Source organism: Kitasatospora sp. NPDC047058 (genome assembly GCF_040643935.1).
Classification (GTDB): domain Bacteria; phylum Actinomycetota; class Actinomycetes; order Streptomycetales; family Streptomycetaceae; genus Kitasatospora.
This window is the reverse complement of sequence record NZ_JBEYVJ010000032.1, coordinates 18,427-42,378: the sequence shown is the minus strand read 5'-3', so window position 1 is coordinate 42,378 and position 23,952 is coordinate 18,427. Positions and strand designations below refer to the sequence as shown.

The 23,952-nt window shown below is 74.8% G+C and carries 21 protein-coding genes and 1 pseudogene; 4 read left to right on the top strand and 18 right to left on the bottom strand.

Going from position 1 to position 23,952, the window contains the following annotated elements; all coding sequences use genetic code 11:
* Positions 1 to 80: 80 nt before the first annotated feature.
* The 8 genes from ABZ885_RS07725 to ABZ885_RS07690 form a co-directional block, all read right to left on the bottom strand.
* Positions 81 to 971 carry a C40 family peptidase gene (locus ABZ885_RS07725; RefSeq protein ID WP_360184606.1) on the bottom strand — a complete coding sequence of 297 codons (891 nt, stop codon included), beginning with the start codon at positions 969 to 971 and terminating at the stop codon, positions 81 to 83.
* A 218-nt stretch (positions 972 to 1,189) separates the two neighbouring features.
* A complete protein-coding gene (locus tag ABZ885_RS07720; RefSeq protein WP_360184604.1) occupies positions 1,190 to 2,611 on the bottom strand; it encodes an acyl-CoA synthetase in 1,422 nt (473 codons plus the stop codon).
* Positions 2,612 to 2,821: 210 nt separating this feature from the next.
* Positions 2,822 to 3,784 (bottom strand): electron transfer flavoprotein subunit alpha/FixB family protein, encoded by a 963-nt coding sequence (locus ABZ885_RS07715; protein ID WP_360184601.1) that lies wholly within the window; start codon positions 3,782 to 3,784, stop codon positions 2,822 to 2,824.
* Positions 3,785 to 3,869: 85 nt separating this feature from the next.
* Positions 3,870 to 4,655 (bottom strand): electron transfer flavoprotein subunit beta/FixA family protein, encoded by a 786-nt coding sequence (locus ABZ885_RS07710; protein WP_360184599.1) that lies wholly within the window; start codon positions 4,653 to 4,655, stop codon positions 3,870 to 3,872.
* A 221-nt stretch (positions 4,656 to 4,876) separates the two neighbouring features.
* Positions 4,877 to 5,674: a family 1 encapsulin nanocompartment shell protein gene (locus ABZ885_RS07705; protein ID WP_360184596.1), complete on the bottom strand. Its 798-nt coding sequence runs from the start codon at positions 5,672 to 5,674 to the stop codon at positions 4,877 to 4,879.
* A complete protein-coding gene (locus tag ABZ885_RS07700) occupies positions 5,671 to 6,729 on the bottom strand; it encodes a Dyp-type peroxidase (protein ID WP_360184593.1) in 1,059 nt (352 codons plus the stop codon). The genes ABZ885_RS07705 and ABZ885_RS07700 overlap by 4 nt, the downstream gene beginning before the upstream one ends.
* 235 nt (positions 6,730 to 6,964) lie before the next feature.
* Positions 6,965 to 7,588, bottom strand: coding sequence for an FMN reductase (locus tag ABZ885_RS07695; protein WP_360184590.1), 624 nt, complete (start codon positions 7,586 to 7,588; stop codon positions 6,965 to 6,967).
* Complete coding sequence (locus ABZ885_RS07690) at positions 7,585 to 8,718, bottom strand: LLM class flavin-dependent oxidoreductase (RefSeq protein WP_360184587.1); 1,134 nt, start codon at positions 8,716 to 8,718, stop codon at positions 7,585 to 7,587. The genes ABZ885_RS07695 and ABZ885_RS07690 overlap by 4 nt, the downstream gene beginning before the upstream one ends.
* A 131-nt stretch (positions 8,719 to 8,849) precedes the next feature.
* Here ABZ885_RS07690 and ABZ885_RS07685 point away from each other — a divergent pair, with 131 nt between their 5' ends.
* Complete coding sequence (locus ABZ885_RS07685) at positions 8,850 to 9,611, top strand: protein phosphatase 2C domain-containing protein (protein ID WP_360184584.1); 762 nt, start codon at positions 8,850 to 8,852, stop codon at positions 9,609 to 9,611.
* A gap of 95 nt (positions 9,612 to 9,706) precedes the next feature.
* On the opposite strand, the gene ABZ885_RS07680 is transcribed toward ABZ885_RS07685, so the two are convergent.
* Together ABZ885_RS07680 and ABZ885_RS07675 are read right to left on the bottom strand one after the other, a co-directional pair.
* Entirely contained in the window at positions 9,707 to 12,277 is a 2,571-nt protein-coding gene (locus ABZ885_RS07680) for a collagenase (RefSeq protein WP_360184581.1), read from the bottom strand.
* Between the two features lie 329 nt (positions 12,278 to 12,606).
* Positions 12,607 to 13,176 carry a DoxX family membrane protein gene (locus ABZ885_RS07675; protein ID WP_360184578.1) on the bottom strand — a complete coding sequence of 190 codons (570 nt, stop codon included), beginning with the start codon at positions 13,174 to 13,176 and terminating at the stop codon, positions 12,607 to 12,609.
* Positions 13,177 to 13,420: 244 nt separating this feature from the next.
* On the opposite strand from ABZ885_RS07675, the gene ABZ885_RS07670 reads away from it, so the two are divergent.
* Together ABZ885_RS07670 and ABZ885_RS07665 are read left to right on the top strand one after the other, a co-directional pair.
* Positions 13,421 to 14,017, top strand: coding sequence for a TIGR03086 family metal-binding protein (locus ABZ885_RS07670; protein WP_360184575.1), 597 nt, complete (start codon positions 13,421 to 13,423; stop codon positions 14,015 to 14,017).
* 212 nt (positions 14,018 to 14,229) lie between these two features.
* The gene (locus ABZ885_RS07665) at positions 14,230 to 14,691 is read left to right on the top strand and encodes a hemerythrin domain-containing protein (RefSeq protein ID WP_360184572.1); all 462 of its coding nucleotides are present in this window, start codon (positions 14,230 to 14,232) and stop codon (positions 14,689 to 14,691) included.
* Between the two features lie 80 nt (positions 14,692 to 14,771).
* Here ABZ885_RS07665 and ABZ885_RS07660 read toward each other — a convergent pair whose 3' ends face one another.
* The 8 genes and pseudogenes from ABZ885_RS07660 to ABZ885_RS07625 form a co-directional block, all read right to left on the bottom strand.
* The gene (locus ABZ885_RS07660; protein WP_360184569.1) at positions 14,772 to 15,560 is read right to left on the bottom strand and encodes a VOC family protein; all 789 of its coding nucleotides are present in this window, start codon (positions 15,558 to 15,560) and stop codon (positions 14,772 to 14,774) included.
* Between the two features lie 168 nt (positions 15,561 to 15,728).
* Positions 15,729 to 16,511, bottom strand: a complete 783-nt coding sequence (locus ABZ885_RS07655) for a hypothetical protein (protein WP_360184566.1) — start codon at positions 16,509 to 16,511, stop codon at positions 15,729 to 15,731.
* Positions 16,512 to 16,602: 91 nt separating this feature from the next.
* Positions 16,603 to 17,443, bottom strand: a pseudogene (locus ABZ885_RS07650) (class I SAM-dependent methyltransferase).
* Positions 17,440 to 18,657 (bottom strand): MFS transporter, encoded by a 1,218-nt coding sequence (locus tag ABZ885_RS07645; RefSeq protein WP_360184563.1) that lies wholly within the window; start codon positions 18,655 to 18,657, stop codon positions 17,440 to 17,442. Before ABZ885_RS07645 ends, ABZ885_RS07650 begins: the two are co-directional and overlap by 4 nt.
* Positions 18,654 to 19,727 carry a dipeptide epimerase gene (locus ABZ885_RS07640; RefSeq protein WP_360184561.1) on the bottom strand — a complete coding sequence of 358 codons (1,074 nt, stop codon included), beginning with the start codon at positions 19,725 to 19,727 and terminating at the stop codon, positions 18,654 to 18,656. The genes ABZ885_RS07645 and ABZ885_RS07640 overlap by 4 nt, the downstream gene beginning before the upstream one ends.
* Complete coding sequence (locus ABZ885_RS07635; RefSeq protein WP_360184558.1) at positions 19,724 to 20,872, bottom strand: pyridoxal-phosphate dependent enzyme; 1,149 nt, start codon at positions 20,870 to 20,872, stop codon at positions 19,724 to 19,726. The genes ABZ885_RS07640 and ABZ885_RS07635 overlap by 4 nt, the downstream gene beginning before the upstream one ends.
* Entirely contained in the window at positions 20,869 to 21,738 is an 870-nt protein-coding gene (locus ABZ885_RS07630) for a DUF364 domain-containing protein (protein ID WP_360184555.1), read from the bottom strand. Before ABZ885_RS07630 ends, ABZ885_RS07635 begins: the two co-directional genes overlap by 4 nt.
* Positions 21,735 to 23,012: an ATP-grasp domain-containing protein gene (locus ABZ885_RS07625; RefSeq protein WP_360184552.1), complete on the bottom strand. Its 1,278-nt coding sequence runs from the start codon at positions 23,010 to 23,012 to the stop codon at positions 21,735 to 21,737. The genes ABZ885_RS07630 and ABZ885_RS07625 overlap by 4 nt, the downstream gene beginning before the upstream one ends.
* Before the next feature lie 223 nt (positions 23,013 to 23,235).
* Between ABZ885_RS07625 and ABZ885_RS07620 the strand changes: the two genes are divergently transcribed.
* On the top strand, positions 23,236 to 23,871 hold the full coding sequence (locus tag ABZ885_RS07620) for a GNAT family N-acetyltransferase (protein WP_360184549.1): 636 nt from the start codon (positions 23,236 to 23,238) through the stop codon (positions 23,869 to 23,871).
* Positions 23,872 to 23,952 lie beyond the last annotated feature (81 nt).

Here is a 23,952-nt window from a genome sequence, read left to right as displayed (position 1 = left end):
GGTGCCTCCCGGCCGGCCCGGGCGCCGTGCCGGTCGCGGCGTACCGACCGTGCCGTGCACGGCGGATCCCGGGTCGGATCTCAGGGGCGGCCCATGAAGTCGGGGTAGTAGCCGCTGCTGATGGCCGAGATGCGGATGTTGGTGCCGGGCCGGGCGGCCTCCACGTACTGGTTGTTGCCCAGGTAGATCGCCACGTGCTCGATGCCCCGGGCGGTGCCGTCGGGCGACCAGAACAGCAGGTCGCCGCGCCGGAGCTGGCTCGCCCTGACCGGCGTGGTCGCCGCGTACTGGTCGTTGGCCACGCGCGGCAGGTCGATCCCGCCGCGCCGGAAGGCCTGCTGGACCAGGCCCGAGCAGTCGTAGCCGTCCGGCCCGTTGCCGGCCGTGCGGAACGGCTTGCCGAGCTGGGCGAGCGCGAACTGCACCGCCGTCTCGACGTCCCCGTCGGCCGCGGGCGCGGCGGAGTCCGTCAGGGCCGAGGAGGAGCCGGACGAGGATCCCGAGGAGGAGCCGCCGCCGGTCCGGTCCAGGTAGACGTCGTAGTGCGTGGTCCAGCGCCACTCGCCCTTGCTGTTCCTGAACCAGTAGCGGGAGCCGTCCCACCCCTGCTTGATCCCGCCGGACGAGGACGAGGGCTTGGCCGACGAGGTCGAGGATCCACCCCCGGTCCGGGCCTTGTAGATGTCGTAGTGCGTGGTCCAGCGCCACTGGCCCTGGCTGTTCTTGAACCAGTACCGCGAGCCGTCCCATCCGGCGTGGGCCGGCGCGGGCTCGGCGGCTGCGCTGCTCACACCGGTGCCGAGGCCGATCACGCCGGCTCCGGCCGCGATCACGGCCACCGCCGCTATCCCGCGGCGGACCCGAGCCGCCCGGGACGGACGGGCGGCACGCGGCCGCGCGTCGGTGGTGGTGGCGTGCTGCCCGGTCGGGTCGTCGGCGGCGCCCGGTGCGCCGGTGTTGACGGTCGTCATCCTGCTGTTCCTTTGCTGGCTCTACTGCTGTGCTGAGCGGGACGGCAGAGCCGCTCCGGTTCCCCGGATATGCGGTTCTGCCTGCTCGTCACGGTAGGCACGCGTCCGCTCACGGCGCGCAGTGGAGTGCGCCAAAGGAAGGGTTCACGGATGGTGAGCAGACCGACGGGCGGTCAGCTGAGTGGCCGTCACCGGACGACCGCTCGGATGACCTCGCGTCACCCGAGTGCCGAGTCCGCCAGCAGCTGCTTCTTGAGCACCTTTCCCATGGCGTTCCTGGGCAGTTCGGGCACCAGCACCACCTTCCGGGGGCGCTTGTGCGCCGAGAGCCGCTCCGCCACGAAGGCCGCCAGCTGGTCCCCCGTCACCGCGCCGTCCGGGATGACGAAGGCGACCACCGCCTGGCCGAGGTCCTCGTCGGGCGCGCCCACCACGGCGGCGTCCGCGACCGCCGGGTGGTCCCGCAGCGCGGCCTCCACCTCGCCGGCGCCGATCCGGTACCCGCCGCTCTTGATCAGGTCGACCGAGGCGCGGCCGACGATCCGGTGGAAGCCGTCCTCGCCGATCACCGCGACGTCCCCGGTGCGGAACCACCCGTCCGCCGTCCAGGACTCGGCGTCGGCGTCCGGCCGGTTGAGGTAGCCCGCGAACAGGGTCGGCCCGGCGACCTGCAGCTCGCCGACGCTCTCGCCGTCGGACGGGACCGGCCCGCCGTCCTCGCCGACCAGCCTGGTCCGCACGCCGGCCACCGGCAGGCCGACGCTGCCGGGGCGGCGCTCGCCGTCCGCCCGGGTGGAGACGGTGATCAGCGACTCGGTCATGCCGTAGCGCTCGACCGGGGCGTGGCCGGTCAGCGCGGCCAGCTTCGCGAAGACCGGCACCGGCAGCGGGGCGCTGCCGGAGACCAGCAGCCGGGCCCGGGCCAGCCGCCCGGCGGCCTCCGGCTCGGCGGCCAGCCGGGACCACACGGTCGGCACGCCGAAGTACAGGCTGCCGCCGGCGGCCGCGTAGCCGGCCGGGGTGGGGCGCCCGGTGTGCACCAGCCGGCTGCCGGTGCGCAGTGCACCCAGCACGCCGAGCACCAGGCCGTGCACGTGGAACAGCGGCAGGCCGTGCACCAGGGTGTCGTCGGCGGTCCAGGCCCAGGCGTCGGCCAGCGCGTCCAGGTCGGCGGCGACGGCCGAGCGGTGGATCACCGCCCCCTTGGGCGCGCCGGTCGTGCCGGAGGTGTAGAGCACGAACGCGGCGGCGTCCGGGGCGGGCTCGGCGTACGTGGTGGCGGAACGCTCCGTCAGGTCGACCGGCAGGCCCGCGACCCCGGTGTCCTCCGGCAGCGCGTCCCCGGCGGCGTGGGCCAGCAGGGCGGCGCCCGAGTCGCGCAGGATGTGCGAGCGCTCCTTGGGGCCGGAGTCGGGCGGCAGCGGCACCACGGGCACGCCGGCCAGCAGCCCGCCGACCACGGCGGCGACGGTCTCGGCGGTGGGCCGGGCGAGCACCGCCAGCGCGGGGGCGCCGGCCACCCGGTCGGCGACCGCGGTCGCCGCGCCGAGCAGCCCCTCGCGGGAGAGCGCGCGGCCGTCGATCCGCAGCGCGTCGCCGGAGTCGCCGTGGTGGCCCTGAAGTGCCGTCAGGAGTGTCATTCCGCTGTCCCTCGCCCTTGCTCGCGGTCGGCCGTCGTGTCGCTGTGCCGTCGTGCCGTCGTGTCGTCACCGGTGCTGGGGCCGACTCTACGGGGCGCGTCCGGCCGCCCCGGGGCCTTCCGCCGGCCCGGTTCCGGGGCGGGGGGAAATGGCGCCAGGGCGCGCCCGGGAGGTCCCGGACGCGCCCTGGCGTCTGCCGATCGCGGTGGATCAGCCCTTGCGGGCGTTCACCTCGGCGGTGAGCTGCGGCAGCACGGCGAACAGGTCGCCGACCACGCCGTAGTCGGCCAGCTCGAAGATCGGGGCCTCCGGGTCCTTGTTGACGGCCACGATGGTCTTCGAGGTCTGCATGCCGGCCCGGTGCTGGATCGCGCCGGAGATGCCCGCCGCGATGTACAGCTGCGGGGAGACCTGCTTGCCGGTCTGGCCGACCTGGTTGGTGTGCGGGTACCAGCCGGCGTCGACGGCGGCGCGCGAGGCACCGACGGCCGCGCCGAGCGCGTCGGCCAGCTCCTCGACCACACCGAAGCCGGCCGCCTCGCCGACGCCGCGGCCGCCGGAGACCACGATGGCGGCCTCGGTCAGCTCGGGGCGGCCGGTGGAGACGCGCGCGGTGCGCGAGACGACCTTGGCGGCCTTGCCGGTGAACGCGACGGTGACGTTCTCGACGGCGCCGGCGGCCGGGGCGGCCTCCGGGGCGACGGCGTTCGGCTTGACGGTGATGACCGGCACGCCGTTGCTGACCCGCGAGTCGACGGTGTACGAGGCGGCGAACACCGACTGGGTGGCGACCGGGCCCTGCTCGCCGGCGCGGACGTCCACCGCGTCGGTGATGATGCCGGAGCCGAGGCGCAGGGCCACGCGGGCGGCGACCTCCTTGCCCTCGCCGGAGGAGGTGACCAGCACGGCCGCGGCCTCGGTGGCCTTGGCGATCTGGGCCAGGGCGTCCACCTTGGGGACGACCAGCTGGTCGGCGAACTCGGCGCCGTCGGCGACGTAGACCTTCGCCGCACCGAACTCGCCGGCCTTGGCGGCGATGTCGGCGGCGGCCGCACCGGCACCCAGGACGACGGCCGACGGCTCGCCGATCCGGCGGGCCAGGGTCAGCAGTTCCAGGGCCGGCTTGCGGACCACACCGTCGGCGTGGTCCACGAGGACGAGAATCTCAGCCATTGCTCAATGTCTCCGTGTTTCGCTGGATCAGGGTCAGGGGGGTGGGCCGGCTCAGATGGACTTCTGGTCGGCGAGGCTGCCCTCTTTAGATGAACTTCGCTGACGCGAGGAAGGCGGCGAGCTGCTTGCCGCCCTCGCCCTCGTCCTTCACGACCGTGCCCGCGGTGCGCGCCGGACGCGCCGCCACCGACTCGACCGCCGTCCACGACCCCGCCAGACCGACCTCGTCGGCCTCGATGCCCAGGTCGTCCAGGTCCAGCGACTCGACCGGCTTCTTCTTCGCCGCCATGATCCCCTTGAACGACGGGTAACGGGCCTCGCCCGACTGGTCCGTCACCGAGACCACGGCCGGCAGCTCCGCCTCGACCAGCTCGGTCGCCGCGTCACCGTCGCGGCGGCCCTTCACCACACCGCCCTCGACCGACACCTCGGACAGCAGCGTCACCTGCGGCACACCCAGCCGCTCCGCCAGCAGCGCCGGCAGCACACCCATCGTGCCGTCCGTCGACGCCATGCCACCGATCACCAGGTCGAACCCGGTCTTCTCCAGCGCCTTCGCCAGGACCGCCGACGTCCCGATCACGTCCGTGCCGTGGATGTCGTCGTCGTTCACGTGCACGGCCTTGTCCGCACCCATCGACAGCGCCTTGCGCAGCGCGTCCTTCGCGTCGTCCGGCCCCACCGTCAGCACCGTGACCTCGGACCCCGCGTTCGCCTCCGCGATCCGCAGCGCCTGCTCCACGCCGTACTCGTCCAGCTCCGACAGGAGGCCGTCCACGCCCTCCCGGTCGGTGGTGTGGTCGTCCGCGAAACGACGGTCACCCGTCGCGTCCGGCACGTACTTCACACAGACGACGATCCTCAAGCTCATGAGCGGTTCTCCTGTACGGGTGTACTGGTCCATGGCCTCGGGTCATGCCCAGGGTACTGAGTGCCAAGCCGGGCCGGCCGCGCCCTGCGAGCAGCAAGCGCCACCTGGACCGGCATGCCGTGTCGGCTCTCTTCGACTGGCGTCAGAGGCTCTCCGGAGAGAGTACGGCACTCAGTACCCCTGGTAAAGGAACTCAGTACCCTTCGGCCGCCGGGAGGCCCTCAGCCGCCCAGCACGACGGCCGCCTCGCCGGTGTGGAGGCGGAAGGTCATCGACTCCTGCAGGTAGAGCGAGACGGACCCGGCGTCGTGGGAGAGGTAGCCCACCGAGACGTCCTCGCCCAGGAAGAGCTCGAAGTCGCCGCCCCGGGCGGAGAGCAGGCAGGCGCCCCGGATCGCGGGGGCCCAGATGATCTCGCCGTCCAGCAGCCGGGCGATGTGCGCCGCGACCGGGTAGCCGTGGTCGCTGGTCTCGCTGACCGCGGTGAACGGGTCGGCGCCGAGCAGCAGCGCGTACGGCCCGCCGACGCCGGCCAGCCGCAGGGCGGTGAGGGCCTGGCTGACCGTGGTCGGGTAGTCCCGGACGTCGGCGGGCAGCGGGATCGGCGGATTGGCGGCGCCGGCCCGGATGCCCTCGATGGCGGCGGCCTGGTAGCCCTCGAAGATCGCGCGGTCCTCGGCGAGGGCGAGGGTGCGGGCCGCGTCCTTGACGGGCTGCCAGTCGGAGTCCCGGGAGCCGCGTTCGACGTCGTCCACGGCGGCCCGGCTGACGGCGAAGGGGACGCGCAGCTCGACCAGCGGCCGGACCTCGCGGGCGTGGGCGAGGACGCCCTCGGCGGGCGGGTCGACCGGGGTGAGGTGGCCGGTGCCGACGGCGGCGAGCGCGGCGCCCCCGGGACCGTTCAGGTCGACCACGCGGCGTCCGGCGATGTGGAGCTTGAAGGCCTGCCGGGCCTCCTCCTCGATCTCCGCCCAGGCGGCGGCGGAGACGGGGGCCAGGTCGCGGTGCAGGTTGCTCATCGTGCGGGGGTCCTCCTCAGACTGCCGATGGCGAGCGAGCCGTCGGACACGGGGGTGGGGGCGGCGTCCTCCGGCACGGCCGGGGCGGCGGACGGCGCCGGTGGCGGGGCGTCCAGGAAGTCGGCGGCCGGCACGTGGAAGAGCGACCCGGTGACGGCGGTGGAGAAGTCGAGCAGCCGGTCGTACCGGCCGGGCGGCCGCCCAACGAACATGTTCCGCAGCATCTCCTCGGTCACCTCGGGGGTGGCGGCGTAGCCGATGAAGTACGTCCCGAACTCGCCGTCCCCCGCGAAGGAGCCGAACGGCATGTTGAAGCGCATGATCTGCCGCTCCTCGCCGTCCGGGCCGGTGACACCGGTGAGCGCGACGTGCGAGTCGGGCGGCTGCACCGTGTCGTCCAGCTCGACGTCGCCGAGCTTGGTGCGGCCGACGGCCCGCTCCTGCTGCTCCACCGGGAGGGCGTTCCAGGCGTCCAGGTCGTGCAGGTACTTCTGCACGATGACGTAGCTGCCGCCGGCGAACTCCCGGTCCTCCGCCCCGACGAGCACGGCGGCGGCCGCCGCCCGGCCCTCGGGGTTCTCGGTGCCGTCGACGAAGCCGAGCAGGTCGCGGTTGTCGAAGTAGCGGAAACCCTCCGCCGAGTCGACCACGGTGGCGGCACCGGCCAGCCGCCGGGTGATCAGGCCGGCCAGTTCGAAGCAGAGGTCCATCCGGCCGGCCCGGAGGTGGAACAGCAGGTCGCCGGGGGTGGCCGGGGCCCGGTGGCGGTCGCCGGCCACCTCCCGGAAGGGGTGCAGTCCGGCGGGCCTGGGGCCGGCGAAGAGCCGGTCCCAGGCGTCCGAGCCGATGCCGGCGACACAGGCGAGCCCGCCGTCCGGCGCGCGGAAGCCGACCGAGCGCCGCAGGCCGGCCAGGTCGGGCAGCAGATCGCGGACGGCCTGCTCGCCGCCGGGGTCGATGGTGAGCACCAGGAAGACGGCGGCGCCGGTGAGCGGGGTGAGCACGTCCTGCGGCTGCGGCGGAGCGCTCTCGGAGGCGGCGGGCGCGGGCTCCACCTCAGGACTCCAGGGGCGGCGGGGCAGGACGAATCAGCAGAAGTCCGATCATGCGCACGATTACACCGCAGAGCGGACACCTGGGCACGGCCAACACGCACCGGACGACCCCGGCCGAGCGTGCACGACGCATGGGAGGCCCGAGGTCCGCGGGGACGTCGGAGGGGCAGGCCCGCACCGGACCCGCCCCTTCCGTGCCCACCGGCGCCGCCGGCCGCCTCCGGCGCGCCCGGGCTCAGACCCGCAGGGCCGCCAGCTGCTCGGCGAACGGCACCACCTGCTCCGGCAGGCCGGGCGCCTCCGGGCCGCGACCGGCCAGCAGCCCGGCCAGCTCGCCGGCCGCCCGGTCGATCCGGTGCGGGAGGCCGTCGGTGTGCCGGTCCCCCGCCGCACCCCAGTCGTCGGTGGCCGCGTAGACCGCGGTCGGCACGACCACCGCGCGCAGGTAGGCGAACAGCGGCCGCACGGCGTGCTCCAGGGCGAGCGAGTGCCGCGGGGTGCCGCCGGTGGCGGCGATCAGCACCGGCTTGCCGGTGAGGGCGTCGTGGTCGATCGCGTCGAAGAAGGACTTGAACAGGCCGCTGTACGAGGCGGTGAAGATCGGCGTCACCGCGATCAGGGCGTCCGCCTCCGTCACCGCCCGGACCGCCTCGCGCAGTGCGGCGCCGGGGAAGCCGGTGACGAAGTTGTTGGCCATCTCCGTGGCCAGGTCGCGCAGTTCGACCACGGCCACCTCCACCGTTCGGCCGGTAGCGCCGAGTTGACGGACGGTCGACTCGGCGAGCCGGTCGGCGAGCAGGCGCGTCGAGGACGGCTTGCTCAGCCCGGCGCTCACCACCACCAGCTTGAACGCGGTCACTTGGCCACCTCCACCTTCTCGTCGGTCTTCTCGCTCGTCTTCTCACTCGTCTTCCCGGCCGCGGCCGCGGCGACCCGGGCCGCGTGCGTCGGCCCGTCCGGGACCTCGGCCGGCCGGCCCTTGGCGAACTCCTCGCGCAGCACCGGCACGACCTCCTCGCCGAGCAGGTCCAGCTGCTCCAGCACGGTCTTCAGCGGCAGGCCGGCGTGGTCCATCAGGAACAGCTGGCGCTGGTAGTCGCCGAAGGACTCGCGGAAGGCCAGCGTCTTCTCGATGACCTCCTGCGGGCTGCCCACGGTCAGCGGGGTCTGCTCGGTGAACTCCTCCAGCGAGGGCCCGTGCCCGTAGACCGGCGCGTTGTCGAAGTACGGCCGGAACTCGCGCACCGCGTCCTGCGAGTTCTTCCGCATGAACACCTGCCCGCCGAGGCCGACGTACGCCTGCTCCGGCGTGCCGTGCCCGTAGTGGGCGTAGCGGGCGCGGTAGAGCTCGATCAGCTTCTGGAAGTGCTCCTTGGGCCAGAAGATGTTGTTCGCGAAGAAGCCGTCACCGTAGTAGGCGGCCTGCTCGGCTATCTCCGGGCTGCGGATCGAGCCGTGCCAGACGAACGGCGGGACGCCGTCCAGCGGACGCGGGGTGGCGGTGAAGGACTGCAGCGGGGTGCGGAAGCGGCCCTGCCAGTCCACCACGTCCTCGCGCCACAGCTGGTGCAGCAGCGCGTAGTTCTCGATCGCGAGCGGGATGCCCTGGCGGATGTCCTGGCCGAACCACGGGTACACCGGGCCGGTGTTGCCGCGGCCCATCATGAGGTCCACCCGCCCCTCGGCGAGGTGCTGGAGCATCGCGAAGTCCTCGGCGATCTTCACCGGGTCGTTGGTGGTGATCAGCGTGGTCGAGGTGGAGAGGATGATGCGGTCGGTCTGCGCGGCGATGTAGCCGAGCATGGTCGTCGGCGAGGACGGCACGAACGGCGGGTTGTGGTGCTCGCCGGTCGCGAAGACGTCCAGGCCGACCTCCTCGGCCTTGCGGGCGATGGCCACCATGGCCTTGATCCGCTCGTGCTCGGTCGGGGTGCGGCCGGTCGTGGGGTCGGGGGTGACGTCGCCGACGGTGAAGATTCCGAACTGCATGCTGCTCACCACACTCCTGGCGGGCCCGGGGCTCCGGGCCAGATCGTCAAACTTTCAACCACCTTAGCACCCGGTTGCGCCCGGCTATTCCCGCCGACAATGGAAGGGAGCTCCGGAAGGGCGGCGAGCCGATGGCGGCCTACATCTCGGTGAGCGCACTGAGCCACGAGGGCCTGGTGCGGGAGCACAACGAGGACAGCCTGACGATCGGGCCGTGGACCCTCTGCGCGACCGTGACCACCAACCCGCAGACCCTGCTGTTCCCGCTCGGCCTGCCCTGCGTGGTCGCGGTGGCGGACGGCCTCGGCGGGCACCCGGGCGGCGAGGTCGCGAGCGCGCTGGTCGCCCGCGAGCTGGCCGCCGCCGGGCCCGCCCTGGAGGGCGAGGAGGCCGTCCGGGAGGCCCTCCAGCTCTGCAACCGGTCCGTGTACGCCTACGCGGCCGGCGATCCCGGGCTCGCCGCGATGGGCACCACGGTCGCGGGCCTGGTGCTGCTGCCCGAGCACGCCGTGGTGTTCAACGTGGGCGACAGCCGGGTCTACCGGATCACCGGGGAGGGGCTGAGCCGGATCAGCGTGGACGACAGCCCGCCCCCGGCCCCCGGGCGGCGCACCACCTCGCTCGTCACCCAGACGCTGGGCGGCTCGCTCGGCCTGACCTTCGTCGAGCCGCACGTCCGGACCGCCCCGCTGGCGGTCGGCGACCGGTACCTGGTGTGCAGCGACGGGCTGACCGACCCCGTCCCGGAGGAGGAGCTGTCCGCGGTCCTGGCGGGCGTCCACGAGGACGTGGACCGGGCCGACGGGCGGGCCGCGTTCGAACTGTGGAAGGCCGCGATCGAGGCGGGCGGGCCGGACAACATCACGCTGGCGCTGGTGCGGATCGGCGCGTGAGCCCCGCACGCGGGGCACCCCGGCGGGGCGCGCGGTGCGCTCCGCCGGGGTGCCCGGCCCGGCCCTTCCGGTGCCGGCCGGTACTCGGCCGACGGCTAGTACTCGGCCTTGATGTCCGCCCCGTTGAAGCCCTGCTGGGCGTAGAGGCTGAAGTAGACGTAGCCGGCGGGCGGGTTGGTGACGGTCAGGGTCTCGGTGTTGCTGCTCTGGTTGGCGGAGCGGCTGGTGTAGGCGTTGGTGTACGCCCAGCCGCTCCCGTTGTAGTAGAGGTCCGCGTTGCCGGTTCCGCCGGTGCTGCTCACCTTCAGCTGCTTGGTCCCGGCCGGGACGTACAGGTAGAAGTGCGCGTAGTTGCCGGTGGTCGCGGCGACGTTGCTGCGCCGGCAGCTCCGGTCGAGCTGCCGGGTGTCGGCGCCGGAGCACTCCGGCAGCCGTGCGACGGTGACGTTCTGCCGGGTGCTCGCGGTGGCGCCCTTGTCGTCGGTCACGGTCAGGGTGACGGTGTAGGTGCCGGCCGCGGTGTACCACTTGGTCGGGTTGGCACTGGCCGAGGTGGTGCCGTCACCGAAGTCCCAGGCGCGGGCCGTGATCCTGCCGTCCGGGTCGGTCGAGCGGTCGACGAAGGTGACGGCCAGCTCGCCGACGGCGGTGGTGAAGGCGGCCGTGGGCGGCTGGTTGCCGGGCGGGTTGGTGCCGGTGGGGCAGGAGCCGGCGGCGCAGGCGGTGAGCCAGGCGTCGAAGGCCGCGTCGTAGCGGGTGCCGACGGTGGAGGTCAGGTACGTACGGGCGCCGTTCCAGTCGCCGGCGCGGTACTTGGCGAGCACCGCGTCCATGTCCGCACGGTGCTGCTCCAGCATGAAGCGGACGGCCAGGTAGCCCCAGCGGTAGACCCGCTCGGTGTCCGCGTTGTCGTACGTGGTGTCGAAGAGCGTGCTCAGCCGGTAGGTGTGGCGGCCGGCGGCGGTCATCGCGGCGTCGTACGTCACCTTGCGGTAGGAGTAGGACACGTACTCGGCGAAGCCCTCGACCCACCAGACGGTCGGCGTCACCATGCCGGCGTTGAAGTCGCCGTACATGTCGAACCGGCCGTCGAGGTAGTGGGTGTACTCGTGGTTGAGGTTCCAGACCTGGAAGTCCGGGCGCACCCACTCGGCCTCGTAGGCGAGGAAGCGCGGCTGGTTGCCGGCGGCGGCCGGGTTGCCCTCCAGGTACATGCCGCCGTTGTCGGTGTTGATGCCGTAGATCATCGCGGCGAACACCCCGTAGTCGAACCGGGAGTGGAAGACCACGACCTCGATGGTGGTGTTCCGGTCGTTCGCGACCGGGCCGTTGTCCTTGACCACGGCGTGGAAGTACGCGTCCTGGCCGGTCAGGCTGGAGCAGGCGGCGGCCAGCTGGGTCTGATCCAGGGCCTGGGCGAGGATCCGGATGCTCGGGCTGCAGGTGTAGGCCACCGTCAGGTTGGCCGCCTTGAGCCGGTTGGCGGCGTCACAGGTCCCGTAGTAGGAGCAGTTACCGCTGTCGTAGGAGTCGACCATCTCCGCGACGGCGGACCACTGGTAGGCGGTGCGGCCGGCCGGCGAGGACTGGTCGGCCAGGCCCTTGGCCAGCGGCCGGGCCTTGGCCTGCAGCGGGGCGTACTGCAGGAAGCGGCCCAGCTCGCGGGTGGCGTTGTAGACCAGGAAGGTGTAGTCGCCGCCGAGTTGGGCGCTGTTGGCGGCGGCGAAGGCGTACAGCGAGTCCAGCACGCTCGGGTCGGCCTGCACCGCGGCGACGAACGCCGGGAGCTGGTGGCCGCGCCAGAGGACGGTGAAGACGCCGTTCAGCGCGTTGCCCATCCCGGCCGGGTTGTGGGTGGCGCTGTCGTAGTCGGCCAGCATGCGCTTGACCACGTACAGGTAGCGGGCATTCTCCTGTGCGCTGTCGATCAGGATGACGGCCTCGCCGAGCGTGCCGGCGTTGTCCGGCGTGACGTCACGGGAGTGCGGGTTGGCGAAGAAGGCGTCCAGCGCACCGCGGATCGAGGTCTGCAGGGCGGTGCCGTAGCTGCCCACGTCGGCCTGGTGGTACCACTGGACGAAGTAGCCGGCCCGCAGGTAGAGCACCAACTGGCCGATGGCGGCGGTGTTGTTGCCCGGGTAGGTCGCGGCGGAGCCGCGCAGGGCGTCGGCCACCGTGACCATCTGGGACTCGCGGAACGCGCCCGCGGCGTCGGTGCCGGTGAGCGTGAAGAGCCCGTTGATGCAGCCCAGGTCCACCGACGTGATCTGCTGGACGAGCGCGCTGCCGGTGCGGCCGGTGAAGTCACCGACGTTGCAGGTGGCGGCGGTTGCCGCCGGGGCCGGCTGCCCGACGGCCCGGGCCGCCTTCGCGGACGCGCCGGCGCCGTCGGCCGGCGCGGTGGCCGAGAGCGGGGCGCGTTCGCGGGCCGGGACGGGCCGGTTCCCGCCGTGCTCCTCCCGGGTGGCGCCGAGGGCGGGCTGCGGACCGGGGTCGGTGGGTGCGGTGGGGGCCGACCCGCCGGGTTGCGGCGGGGCGGGGACGGGGGCGGCCTGGCTGCGCGGGGCGAACAGGCCGGCCGCCAGGAGCAGCACCAGGGCGATCGTCAACAACCTGGCCAGCTGCGGAAGTCGTGCCGTGTGCGGCAGGGGGCGTGCGGTTCTCACGTGGGGGGCCTCCGGGCCTTCGGCGGCCGCGTGGGGGTGCGGCCGTGTGGGGGCGAGGACCGGTTGCGACGGCGCCGCACAGGCGGCTCCGCCGAGTACACGGTGGGGAGTGTGACATGTACCATGGCATACATCACATGACGGCGGAAGCCCTACGGACGGACCGACTTCGGCGGGCCGACCGGCGAACAGCCGCCCGGGGCCGTTGAATTCGACCGGGGGCCGGCCAACTCCCCTGGCAGCGGCAGCGATGGGCCCCTGCGCACACGCGAAGGGGCCACCGGTCGGACGACCGGCGGCCCCTCCTCAGAACCGGGAGCCCGGGCGGCTCACTTGCGCAGCAGCAGGATGACGCCCGCCGTCACCAGGCCGACCACGACGGCGGCCGCGCCGTACGCGAGGCGGTGGGCACGCAGTACCGGCAGGAACCGGTCCACGGCGTATCGGCCCGGCCCGGTCAGGGCCAGCGCGGCGGCACCGGCGGTGAGCAGCAGCTCGTACTCGCTGCCCTTGGGGGCGAAGAAGCCGCCACCCCAGGTGACGGCGAGCGCGTTGACCATGGTGCCCACGATCGCGGCGCCGGCCAGCGGCGTCAGCAGGCCGACCGCCAGGCCCAGTCCACCGAGGGTCTCGGTGAGGCCGGCCACCACGGCCATGGCGTGGCCGGCCGGGTAGCCGCTCATGGTGAAGAACTGACCGGTGCCGTCGATGCCACCGCCGCCGAACCAGCCGAACAGCTTCTGGCTTCCGTGCGCGGCCATCGTGAGACCGAGCGCGAGGCGCAGCAGGAGCAGGCCGGCGTCGTAGGCGTGCGGGGAGGTCGTCGCGGGTGCGGCGGCCCCCCGGCCCGGGAGGACGGTGGTGGTGGGGGCGGTCGTGCTCGGGCTGGTGCTCGGCATGCGCGTCTCCATCAGGGATCGGGGTCGGTCGGAGTGCTGGGAACGGGACGGCCCGCTGTTGTTCAAATTCGAACCGTCACTCTTCGACCGTACCCGGAGGTTCGAATTTGAACAACTTCCGGGGCGGACGGGCGGGCACGGCGCGGCACGGCGGCCGGTCAGGGCCGCGTCGGGGCAACGTCGGGGGCGACGACGGTGACGGCGGCGAGTCGCGGCCGGATGGGGCCGGGGGCAGGGTGGAGGTATGGCTCATCGCAGGGAACACCGGCGGGACGCGCAGCCCGGCACGCCGTTCGCGGAGGCGCTGGACGCCTTCGGCGAGCGGGTGCGGCTGGTCACGCCCGCGCAGTGGGACGCGCCGACACCGTGCGCCGACTGGTCGGTCCGCGACCTGGTCAACCACCTCACCGCCGAGCAGCTCTGGGTGCCCGAGCTGCTGATGGGCTCGACCGTCGCCGACGTCGGCAGCCGGTTCGACGGCGACGTGCTCGGCACCGACCCGGCCGCCACCTGGACGGCCGCCGCCGAGGCCGCCCGTACGGCCTTCGAGGCCCCCGGCGCGACGGCGCTCACCGTCCACCTGTCGTTCGGCGACGTCTCCGGGCAGTACTACCTGGACCAGCTGACCGCGGACGCCATCGTGCACACCTGGGACCTCGCCGAGGGAATCCGCCGCCGCACCCGACTGCCGACCGGGCTGGTCGAGTTCGCGCTCGGCGAGTACGAGGGCTACGGGGACCTCTCGGGCAGCGGCCTGTTCGACCCGCCGGTGGCGGTGCCGGACGACGCCGGCCCGCAGACCCGGATGCTCGCCCTCACCGGCCGCCGCGACCGGCCCTGAGCCCGGCGCCGCACCGGCGCCCGGGGAGTGCCCGGGTACGGCTGCCCCGGGGCGGTTCCCGGGTGCGGCCGAGCCGGGACGGCCAAGGGGCTGGACCAGCCCCCGGAAAGCACCTCCGACCTGCAGCGATACCGTTCCCGCCCGCGGAACGCACCCGCGACGCCGGATACTGGAGGTGTCGGGGGGAGCACCGGACGAGAGGCGGGCGTGCCATGAGCCGCAGGCCGGACATCCTCGGCGAGTTCACCGCCGACCACCGGGCGGTGACGGAGCTGCTCGCCCGGATCGACGCCGCCCCGGACGGCGCGCCCGAGCGCGGGGAGCTGCTGGCCCAGCTCACCGACCTGCTGTTCAGCCACTGCGCCGCCGAGGAGGAACACCTCTTCCCGGTCGTCCAGCACGATGTGCCGGACGGCGGGTCACTGGTGTTCGCGAGCATCCACGAGCACCTCTCGATCGGCCAGTACCTCTCCGACCTGCAAGGCCTCGGCCCCGGCGACGCCGCGTTCGACACGCTGTACCAGGGGCTGGCCGAGCTCGTCCGGCGGCACCTGGCGACGGAGGAGGAGCAGGTGTTCCCCGCCGCCCGGAAGGCCCTGCCGGCCGGCGCCCGCGCCGTACTCGGGGAGCGGGTGCGGGCCGATCGCGAGGCGGTCGCGGAGGCCGGGCCGTAGGCCTCGTCCGACGGTTCCCGCGGGCCGGTCCTGCGTGCCGCGTGGTGCGGGCTCCGGGTACTCGGGGTTCTCCGGCCGGCTCAGCCCTTCGGGTTGATCAGCGCGAAACGGCCGCCCTCCGGGTCCTGGAGCCGGGCCACCCGCCCGTACGGCGAGTCGAAGGCCGGGCCGAGCGCCGTGCCGCCGAGCTCCTCCGCCCGGGCCAGCGCCGCGTCGGTGTCCGGCACCGAGAACGACACCTCCCAGTGCGGCGGCATGCCCGCCGGGCCGCCGGCCTGCTCCTTGGCGAGGGCGGCCACGCTGTGCCCCTCCGCCCGCAGCACCACCCGGTCGTGCTCCCAGCGGACCTCGAAGCGCTCCGGGTCGCGGCCGTCCCAGCGGAACACCGAACCGTAGAACAGCGCCGCCGCGAACGGGTCCGGCGTGCGGAGCTCGATCCACACCGGCGCGCCGGGCAGGTCCAACCGCCGGGCCCGGCCCAGCGGGCCCTCCCAGATGCCGAACACCGCCCCCGCCGGGTCCGCGGCGAACGCCATCCGGCCCGCGTCGAAGGCCAACGGGCCGACGGCGAGCGTGGCGCCGCGCTCACGCACCGCGTCGGCGGCCGCGTCCGCGCTCTCGGTGCCGAAGTAGGCGGTCCACGACACCGGGATCGCCAGGCCGCCGCTCGCGACGCCCAGCCCCGCCACCGCCTCACCGCCGGTCACGGCGTGCACGTACGGGCCGAAGCGGTCCGGTCCGGGCTCGAACTCCCAGCCCAGCAAAGGCCCGTAGAACGCCTTCGCCGCGTCGAGATCGCGAGCCATCAGGCTCACCCAGCACGGAACGGCCGCCACGCAGCGGACCCTGGCGGTCTCACCGCTGCCCATCGCGCACCTCCTCGCCCCCGGCCGCCGGGCCCCTCCCGACTCCCACGGCCGACCGGCCGCCCCGGGCGGAGTTCAGCCTAGGCCGCGGACGCGACCGCGGCGCGGAGGGCGCGCAGGCGGGAGGCTCGCGGGGCGTCGGGCGCGCGCCGCGCGGCGGAGCCCCTGGAGCTAGAGCTGCGGCGTCCCCCCGAAGCCGCCGTGGCCCGCGCCGGCCACGGTGAGGGCGAGCCAGCCGTGGCCGCGGACCGGGGTCTCCGCGGTGATCATGGCCGGGTGGAGGGAGAGGCGGGCGGCGGCGGTGCCGAAGCTCTGCTCCTCCGAGGCGTTGGGTTCCGGGTAGGCGTCCTCGAACTCCTCCTCGTCCTCGAAGTCCTCGACCGTGAGCCGCTCCTCCCAGGGCAGCGGCTCGCCCGTCCACTCGGGCTCGCTGTTGCGCCAGTAGCCGCGCACCACGGTGCCGTCCTCGGCGGCGGCCCAGATCATCGCGTCCGCGAGCGGGTCCTGGAAGTAGACCTGGGCCCGGCCGCAGGCCGCGCTGAGCCGCTCGATCACGTCGTGCGGCCACCAGGTGGCCTCCCGCAGCGGGCTCTCGGCGTAGATCAGGCGCCAGCCGGCGTACTCGGGGGTGACGAAGACGCGGTGCACCTCCTCCGGGGTGTACTTGTCGTCGTGCACCTGCGCGGCCAGCCCGTACCGCACGGTGACGGGTATCCGGTCGTGCAGGCCGAGCACCTCGAAGGCCGCCTCGTACGTCTCCCCCGGGACGGCCAGCCACCAGTGGTCGGGCAACGGCCCGGGCCGCTCGGCGGCGAACGCCGCGCGGGCCGTGTCGGACACCGCGGCACGGCCGGTGCCGGCGGTGTCGGCGGTGTCGGCGGTGTCGGCGGCGAGCAGGACGTCGACCAGCGCGGCGAGGTCGTCCGGGGCGGGCAGGCCGGTCACGGTGTTCATGACGGCGACCCTAGAGCACGCCTCCGACAGCCCGTCACCGGCCCGGGTGAACCCGTCGCAGCGGGCGGCCGGCCCCGAGCCGGTCAGGACGTCAACGCCGCCTGCGGTCAGGGGTGTTCCGGACCGGGCCGCCGAGCCGGGCGACGAGGTGGATCCGATCGTCCTCGGCGGTGTCCGCGGGGCGGTCGCCCTCCGTCCAGGGCGGTTCGGTGCGCGGGCCGGGCCGGTCGTAGAGGGCGAGGACGGTGAAGCCGTTGGCGGCCAGCAGGTAGCGCAGCTCCTGCGGGAAGAGCAGCCGCCAGGCGGAGTGCTCGGTGACGGCCGGGGCGCCGTCGTCGCTGGTCCAGGCCCGGGTGCGGCGCAGGAGTTGGGCCGCGTGGTCGATCCGGAGCGTGGTGTGCGAGGTGAAGGTGGTGCCGCCCCGGGTGACGGTGTCGGTGCGCGGGGCGTCGAGGAGTTCGGCGGCCGAGGAAGAAGGCGCCGTTGCGCATCTCGGCGACCAGCAGGCCGCCCGGGCGCAGGTGGCGGCGGAGCCGGCCGAACAGGGCGTCGAGGTCGTCGTTGGTGTGGCAGTGGAGCAGCGCGCTGTCCAGGCAGAGCGCCGCGTCGAAGCGGCCGGGGAGCCGGAAGTCGCGCATGTCGCAGAGGTGGTAGACGGGCCCGGGGTGGCGGGCCCGGGCGTGCTCGATCATCGCCGCCGAGCTGTCCAGCCCGGTGACCGTGCGTCCGGCCGCGCGGTGCAGCCAGGCCGCGTCCCGGCCGGTGCCGCAGCCGAGGTCGAGCAGCTCGGGCCCGGCGCGGTGGTCGCGGAGCACCGACTCGGCCCATCGGGCGGCGGCGAACCCGGGGTCGGGGAAGCGCAGTTCGTACAGTTCGGGGGTGTCGGTGAGCAGGTTGCCGTCGGCGCCGGCGGGGGGCGGTTGACCGGTCATCGGGCCTCGCTGGGGAGTGGGCGGGTGGGGGCCGGGGCGGGGACGGGCAGGCGTCCGGTGCGGTACAGCCGGGCCAGGGCGGCGGAGGAGCCCAGGCCGAGGCCGGCGCAGAGCAGCCAGGGCGCGGCGGCGGCGCCGTCCATCGCGCGCCCGACGGCGGTGTTGGCGAGCGCGGCGGCGCAGCCGGCCACCACGTAGTACAGGCCGTAGTACGTGCCGGTGAGGGCGGGCCTGCCGAAGGCGGGGATCAGGGCGAGGACAAAGGGCTGGGCGGTCATCAGGCCGAGTTGGAGCAGCAGGACGCCGCCGAGGACGCCCGGCAGCCCGGGCACGGCGAGCGGGAGCAGGAAGCCGCCGGCGGCGACGGCCGGGCCGGCCGGGAGCCACCGGGCGGGCGGGCCGTGCCGCTGGAGCCGGGTGGTGAGGCGGAGTTGGAGGGTGAGGTTGGCGAGGGTGCCGGTGAGGAACACCAGGCCGACGGCGCCCTCCCAGCCGGTGGCGCGGCGGGCGGCGTCGGGCAGCAGCAGGTAGAGCTGGTTCTCCATGGCGAACAGGCCGGCCGCGGCGAACGCGAAGGCGAGGAACCGCCGGTCGCCGGCCACCTCGCGCCAGTCGGCGAGCACGCCGCGCGGCGGCGCCGGGACGGCCCGCTCGGGGAGGGCGGCCGCCTGGGCGGCGGTGAGCACGGCGAAGATGCCGGCGGCGGTGAGTGCGGCGGCCCGGAAGTCGGCCAGCAGCAGGACGGTGCCGAGCAGCGGACCGGCCAGCGCGCCGGTGGTGGCGAACACGTTGAACAGGGCGAACGCCTCGGCCTTGCGGCCGGCCGCCTCGTGCGCGACGTAGCTGCGCACGGCCGGGTTGAACAGCGCGCCGGCCAGCCCGCTGAGCACCGAGGCGGCCAGCAGCAGGTTGAGTGAGCCGCCGAACGCGAACAGGCCGAAGCCGGCGGTCCGCAGCGCGCAGCCGGCGATGATGACGCGGCGGGCGCCGAGCCGGTCGGCGGCCGAGCCGCCGAGGATGAACAGGCCCTGCTGGCTGAGGTTGCGCAGTCCGAGCACGGCGCCGACGGCGAGGGCGGAGAGGCCGAGGTCGCGCCGGAGGTGGCCGGCCAAGTACGGGATGAGCAGGTAGAAGCCGGTGTTGACGCCGAGCTGGTTGACCAGCAGCAGCCGCACGGGCAGCGGGAAGGTCCGTACCAGGCGCAGGGTCCTCACCGGCCGGCCGCCGGGCCGCCGGTGGTGGCGGGGGTGGCCGGGACCACGCCGAGCCCGGCCCGGTCGGGCGTGCGGACGGTGCCGTCGGCGCCGCCGATGCCGTGCCAGGGGTCGTGCGCGAGCAGCAGGTGCCCGTCCAGGTCGACCCAGCGGGCCCGGTCGGCGAGGTGGACGGCCGGGGCGATGCCGAGCGAGCTGGCGGCCAGGCAGCCGAGCATCAGCTCGGTCCCGCTGCCCCGGAGGGCCGCCTGGATCCGCAGCACCTGGTGGACGCCGCCGCACTTGGCGAGCTTGAGGTTGACCCCCTGCACCCGCCCGGCGAGCCGGCAGGCGTCCTCGTAGCCGACGGCGTCCTCGTCGGCGATCACCGGCAGCGGGGAGCGTTCGGCGACGGCGGCGAGTTCGGCGGGGCGGCCGGGTGCGACCGGCTGCTCGACGGCCTCGACGCCGGCCGCGGCGAAGGCGGGGAGCAGCCGGAGGGCCTGGTCCGGCGTCCAGGCGCCGTTGGGGTCGAGCAGCAGGCGGGCGCCGGGGGCGCTCTCCCGGACGGCCCGGACCCGGTCGAGGTCCTCGGCGGGGTCGGCCGCGCCGGCCTTGACCTTGAGCACGGCGAAGCCGTCGGCGGCGAGCCGGGCGGCCCGGGCGGCGGCGCGGGCGGGCGGCTCGATCCCGATGGTGCGGGCGGTCGCGGCGGCCACCGGGGCGGTCCGGCCGAGGAGCCGGTGGACGGGCACGCCGGCCCGCCGGCCGGCCAGGTCGAGCAGGGCGGCCTCGACGGCGGCCAGCACTCCGGCCGGCAGGTCCTTGAACGGGGCGGCGCCGCGGCGGAGTTCGGCCAGGGCGGTCTCCGGGTCCGGGTAGCGTTCGAGGTCCGGCCGCAGCGCGCCGAGTTCGCGTCGGATCAGGTCGGCGGGCAGCCGCAGGTAGCTGCTGCTGACGGCCTCGCCGTGGCCGGTCAGGCCGTCGTGGCGGACGGCGAGCTGGACGGCGTCGCGCCCGGCGGTGACCGAGCGGGAGATCCGCAGCGGCTCGGTGAGCCGGAGCCGGACGGTGCGGACGTCGAGCCTCATCGGTCCTCCTCGGGGCGGCCGGCCCGCCCGGTCCTCCGGGTCCGGCCGGTGCGGCCGGTGCGGCCGGTGTGGGCCGTCCGGTCGGCGAGGCCGGCACGGTCGGTGCGGCAGCGGGCCCAGCCGGTGACCTCGGCGGCGGCCGGGTGCGGGATCTCGACCGGCCCGGGCGCGGCGCGGTCCGGGTCGAGGCCGTGCCGGTGGCAGAACGCGTCGTCGTAGACGGTGCCGAGGTAGCGGTGCGGGCCGTCGGGGAAGACGGTGGCGACGGTGGCGCCCGGGTGGACGCGGGCCGCCCAGGCGGAGACCAGGGCGACCGCGCCGGTGCTCCAGCCGCCGCTGACGAAGGCGCCGCGGGCCAGCCGGCGGCAGGCGTCGACCGCCTCGGCCGGGCCGACCCAGTGGATCTCGTCGAAGGCCTGGTGGGCGACGTTGCGCGGGTGGATGGAGCTGCCGAGGCCGCGCATCAGCCGCGGCCGGGCGGGCTGGCCGAAGATCGCCGAGCCGACCGAGTCGACGCCGATGATCCGCAGGGCCGGCCAGTGGCGCCGCAGCGGTTCGGCGAGCCCGGCGCTGTGGCCGCCGGTGCCGACGCTGCACACCAGCACGTCCAGGTGGTCGAGTTCGGCGATCAGCTCGTGCGCCATCGCCCGGTAGCCGGCCGCGTTGTCGGGGTTGTTGTACTGGTCGGGCCAGTAGGCGTCGGGGAGTCCGGCCAGGACGGCGCGCAGCCGGGCCAGCCGGGCGGCCTGCCAGCCGCCGTGCCGCGCCGGCCGGTCTACCAGCTCCAGCCGGGCGCCGTAGGAGTGCAGCAACTGCCGCATGGACGGTTCGAGTTCGGCGTCGCCGATCAGGACGACCGGGTGGCCGAGGGCCTGTCCGGCGAAGGCCAGGCCGATGCCCAGGGTGCCCGAGGTGGACTCCACCACCGCGGCGCCGGGCCGGAGTTCGCCGCGGGCGTGGGCGCCGCGCAGCATGGCGACGGCGGAGCGGGCCTTCATGCCGCCGGCGGCCAGGCCTTCGAGCTTGGCCCAGAATCCGGGGTGCGGGTGCGGCAGCGGGGTGCTGATCCGGGCGAGCGGGGTGCGGCCGAGCAGCGGCAGCAGGTCGGGGTTGCCGAGGGCGGCCGGGGCGAGCAGGGCGGTCACCGGGCGTCACCGCCGGCCGGGGCGCCGCCGTAGAGGTGGAGTGTGCTGGGGCCGCCGTCGAGCCAGAAGAAGGGGTAGGGCTCGGCGCTGACGGCGCTCACGCCGTGGCCGAGCAGCCGGGGCAGGACGGCGCTGCCGGTCTGGGCGAACAGCACCAGCGGCTTGCCGGTGGCGCGGGCGTGGTCGAGCAGCGGGTCGAGGGTGCCGTTGCCGAGGGTCATGCCGGAGGCGAGGATCGCGTCGCAGTCGTCGAGCCCGGCGAGGGCGTCGGCCGTCACCGCTTCGCCCCACTCGGTGGTGCCGCCCTTGAGGTCGCACGGGAGGTAGCCGACGCCGCGCGAACGCAGCTGTTCCAGCAGGGAGTTGACCACGCCGACGACGAGCACCCGGCGGGCCCTCCCGGGCGGCAGCAGGCCGGTGACGGCGCGGGCCCGGGCCCGGGACTTCTCCAGCGAGCAGCCGCCCGGGACGACGACCGGGCGGACACCGGGCGCGCCGGCGTGCGGGCGGCAGTGCATCAGGTAGGCGTCGAGGGCGGCGACCCGGACGGGGGTGAGCGGGTGGTCGAGCAGCTCGGCGACGGTGGCGCCGACGCAGTCGGTGAGCGCGTCGGCGGGCAGCGCACCGGGTTCGACCGCGCAGGAGCCGACGGCGGCGCCGAGCCGCAGGCTGAGCACCTCGTTGCGGTAGCCCCGGGCCCGGCCGGCGTGCCGGACGGCCTGGGCGGTGGTGAAGGCGAGGGCGATCCGCCGCCCGGCCGGGTCGGGACCGTACGCGCCGGCCCGGGCCCGCCCGGCGATCAGTTCCAGCGCCGTGGCGGGAGGAGCGGTCGCGGCCGGGGAGTCCTCGTGCAGCGCGGCGGTCATGCGGGGACCACCGCCGCCGCGGCGTACCGCGGGGCCAGTCCGGCCAGCAGCCGCTCGGCCGCCCGGCGGGCTCCGGCACCGGTGGCGTCGGCGGTCATCACGTGCCCGAGGTACTCGTTGTTGCTGGTGGCGGGCCGCACGTCGCGCCCCGGACCGGCAAGGGTGAGCTCGACCACGGCCGGGTCGCGCCGGACGGCCGCCTCGCCGTCGAAGCCCTCCAGCAGGCCGGCCTGCCCCTCCCCCGGGACGAGGAAGGCGATCGCGGCACTGGCCACACCGGTCGGGCGGACGGCCAGGTCGGGCCGGCGGCCGGTCGCCACGTCCACGCAGGCGGCGGCGAGGTCGATCCCGGTGACCCGCCGGACCAGTTCGGTGATCCGGTTGCCGGCCGGCCGCGGGTTGACCTCCACCACCCGGGGCCCGGCGGGCGTGAGCTTGATCTCGGTGTGCGCGACGACCTGGTCCAGGCCGAGCGCGGCCAGGGCGGCGACGGCGGTGCCGGCCGCCGCCGCGGCATCGGCGGGGGCGAGCGCGGCGGGGAACATGTGACCGGTCTCGACGAAGGCGGGCGCACCGCCGACGCTCTTGTCGGTGACCCCGACCACGTGCGCGACGCCGTCGGCGGAGACGGTCTCGACGCTCACCTCGGGCCCGGTCAGCAGCTCCTCCAGCAGCACGACGGGGGCCCGCCGCTGACCCCGCGCGTTGACCGGGAACTCCTCCAACGCCCGGATCGCCGCCGAGAGTTCATGCTCGTCGGCGACTTCGCGGACCAGCATGCCGGCGCACAGGTCGACCGGCTTGACCACGAGCGGGAAGCCGATCTCCCGCGCGGCGGCCCGGGCCTGCCCGCGGTCCGTGCAGAGCGCGTACGCGGGCCCTGGGAGGCCGGCCCCGGCGAGCGCACGGCGGGTGAGGTCCTTGCGGCAGGCGGCGGTGACGGCCTCCGGATCCGGGCCGGGCAGCCCGAGCCGGCGGGCGACCCGGGCGACCAGTGGCAGGTAGTAGTCGCAGGAGGAGAGCACACCGTCGAAGCCGAGCAGCCCGTGCATCCGCTCCGCGTACGGGAGCAGCGCGGCCGGGTCGTTGGTGTCGGCGGTGAGGACGTTCCCGGCGGCAAGCAGCGGGTGCGGGCCGTCGGCGGGGCCGGACCGCAGGTAGTGCTGCAGGTCGCGGGTGAGGAAGGTGAAGCGGTGGCCGCCCTCCTCCAGCGCCCTGGGCAGCAGTCTGCTCATGGAGCCGACCCAGCTCTCGATCACCAGCAGATGCGCCACGGCTCTCCCTCTCGACGGCAGCGACAACGACACCGACACCGGCGACGGCAACGGAACCGGCGGCGGCCCCGGCAGGCCGGTCCGGCCCGCCGAGGGAGAAGGTAACGGCATTCGTTTTCATTTTCAACGCGCCGGGGCGGCTTACCCGACGCAACGTCAGATGAAAGTCGTTTTCATATAGGCTGCCGAGCGGCACCTCCGCCACGACCAGGGGAGTCATCTGATGGAGCGTCACAATCCCTACCTGATCAGACATGCCCGGCCGGCCGACGTCCCCGGCGCACGCCGGTTGATCCTGGACACCCTCTACCGCGAGTTCGGCTACGGCTACGTCCCCGACTGGCACGCCGACGTGGTCGACCTCCAGGGCCACTACCTCGACCACCCCCGGCACGCCCTGCTGGTCGCCACCCACCAGGACGAGGTGGTCGCCACCACCGCCCTGCACTCCACCGGCCCCCGGCACCCGCCGCACCCGCGCGAACTGGCCGGGCGCTACCCCTCGGGCAGCACCGCCCAATTGGTCCGGGTGTACGTCCGGGCCGAGCACCGCCGGCGCGGACTGGCCCGCGAGCTGGTGCGCCGCGCCTGCGGGTTCGCCGCCGCCGAGGGCGGCTACCGGCGGCTCTACCTGCACACCAACACGGCCGTTCCGGGCGCCGAGGCGTTCTGGCGCAGCCTGGCCGAGGAGGTCTACGACGCCCGCCCCACCGGCGAGCACGGGCCGGGCGTCGCCACCGTCCACTTCGAGATCCCGCTGCGCCGCCCGGCGGCCGTCCGAACCCCCGGGCGACAGCAGCGGCCCGCACCCTGCGCGACCGCTCCGGCACACATGGCAGCCGACGCACGGGAAATGTGACGCAGGTCACACGGAAGAGCGAAATTTCCGGGGACGGAATCCCCGTTTGCACCTTCGAAGGCCTAAGCGGGGAAAACTTCC

Coding starts and splice junctions, on each gene's coding strand:
- ABZ885_RS07640 (WP_360184561.1), bottom strand. CDS start 19,727: ATGAGGCTCGACGTCCGCACCGTCCGGCTCCGGCTCACCGAGCCGCTG.
- ABZ885_RS07675 (WP_360184578.1), bottom strand. CDS start 13,176: ATGCCGAGCACCAGCCCGAGCACGACCGCCCCCACCACCACCGTCCTC.
- ABZ885_RS07715 (WP_360184601.1), bottom strand. CDS start 3,784: ATGGCTGAGATTCTCGTCCTCGTGGACCACGCCGACGGTGTGGTCCGC.
- ABZ885_RS07705 (WP_360184596.1), bottom strand. CDS start 5,674: ATGAGCAACCTGCACCGCGACCTGGCCCCCGTCTCCGCCGCCGCCTGG.
- ABZ885_RS07660 (WP_360184569.1), bottom strand. CDS start 15,560: ATGGGCAGCGGTGAGACCGCCAGGGTCCGCTGCGTGGCGGCCGTTCCG.
- ABZ885_RS07620 (WP_360184549.1), top strand. CDS start 23,236: ATGGAGCGTCACAATCCCTACCTGATCAGACATGCCCGGCCGGCCGAC.
- ABZ885_RS07690 (WP_360184587.1), bottom strand. CDS start 8,718: ATGCAGTTCGGAATCTTCACCGTCGGCGACGTCACCCCCGACCCCACG.
- ABZ885_RS07655 (WP_360184566.1), bottom strand. CDS start 16,511: ATGAACACCGTGACCGGCCTGCCCGCCCCGGACGACCTCGCCGCGCTG.
- ABZ885_RS07630 (WP_360184555.1), bottom strand. CDS start 21,738: ATGACCGCCGCGCTGCACGAGGACTCCCCGGCCGCGACCGCTCCTCCC.
- ABZ885_RS07665 (WP_360184572.1), top strand. CDS start 14,230: ATGAGCCGCAGGCCGGACATCCTCGGCGAGTTCACCGCCGACCACCGG.
- ABZ885_RS07685 (WP_360184584.1), top strand. CDS start 8,850: ATGGCGGCCTACATCTCGGTGAGCGCACTGAGCCACGAGGGCCTGGTG.
- ABZ885_RS07710 (WP_360184599.1), bottom strand. CDS start 4,655: ATGAGCTTGAGGATCGTCGTCTGTGTGAAGTACGTGCCGGACGCGACG.
- ABZ885_RS07720 (WP_360184604.1), bottom strand. CDS start 2,611: ATGACACTCCTGACGGCACTTCAGGGCCACCACGGCGACTCCGGCGAC.
- ABZ885_RS07670 (WP_360184575.1), top strand. CDS start 13,421: ATGGCTCATCGCAGGGAACACCGGCGGGACGCGCAGCCCGGCACGCCG.
- ABZ885_RS07725 (WP_360184606.1), bottom strand. CDS start 971: ATGACGACCGTCAACACCGGCGCACCGGGCGCCGCCGACGACCCGACC.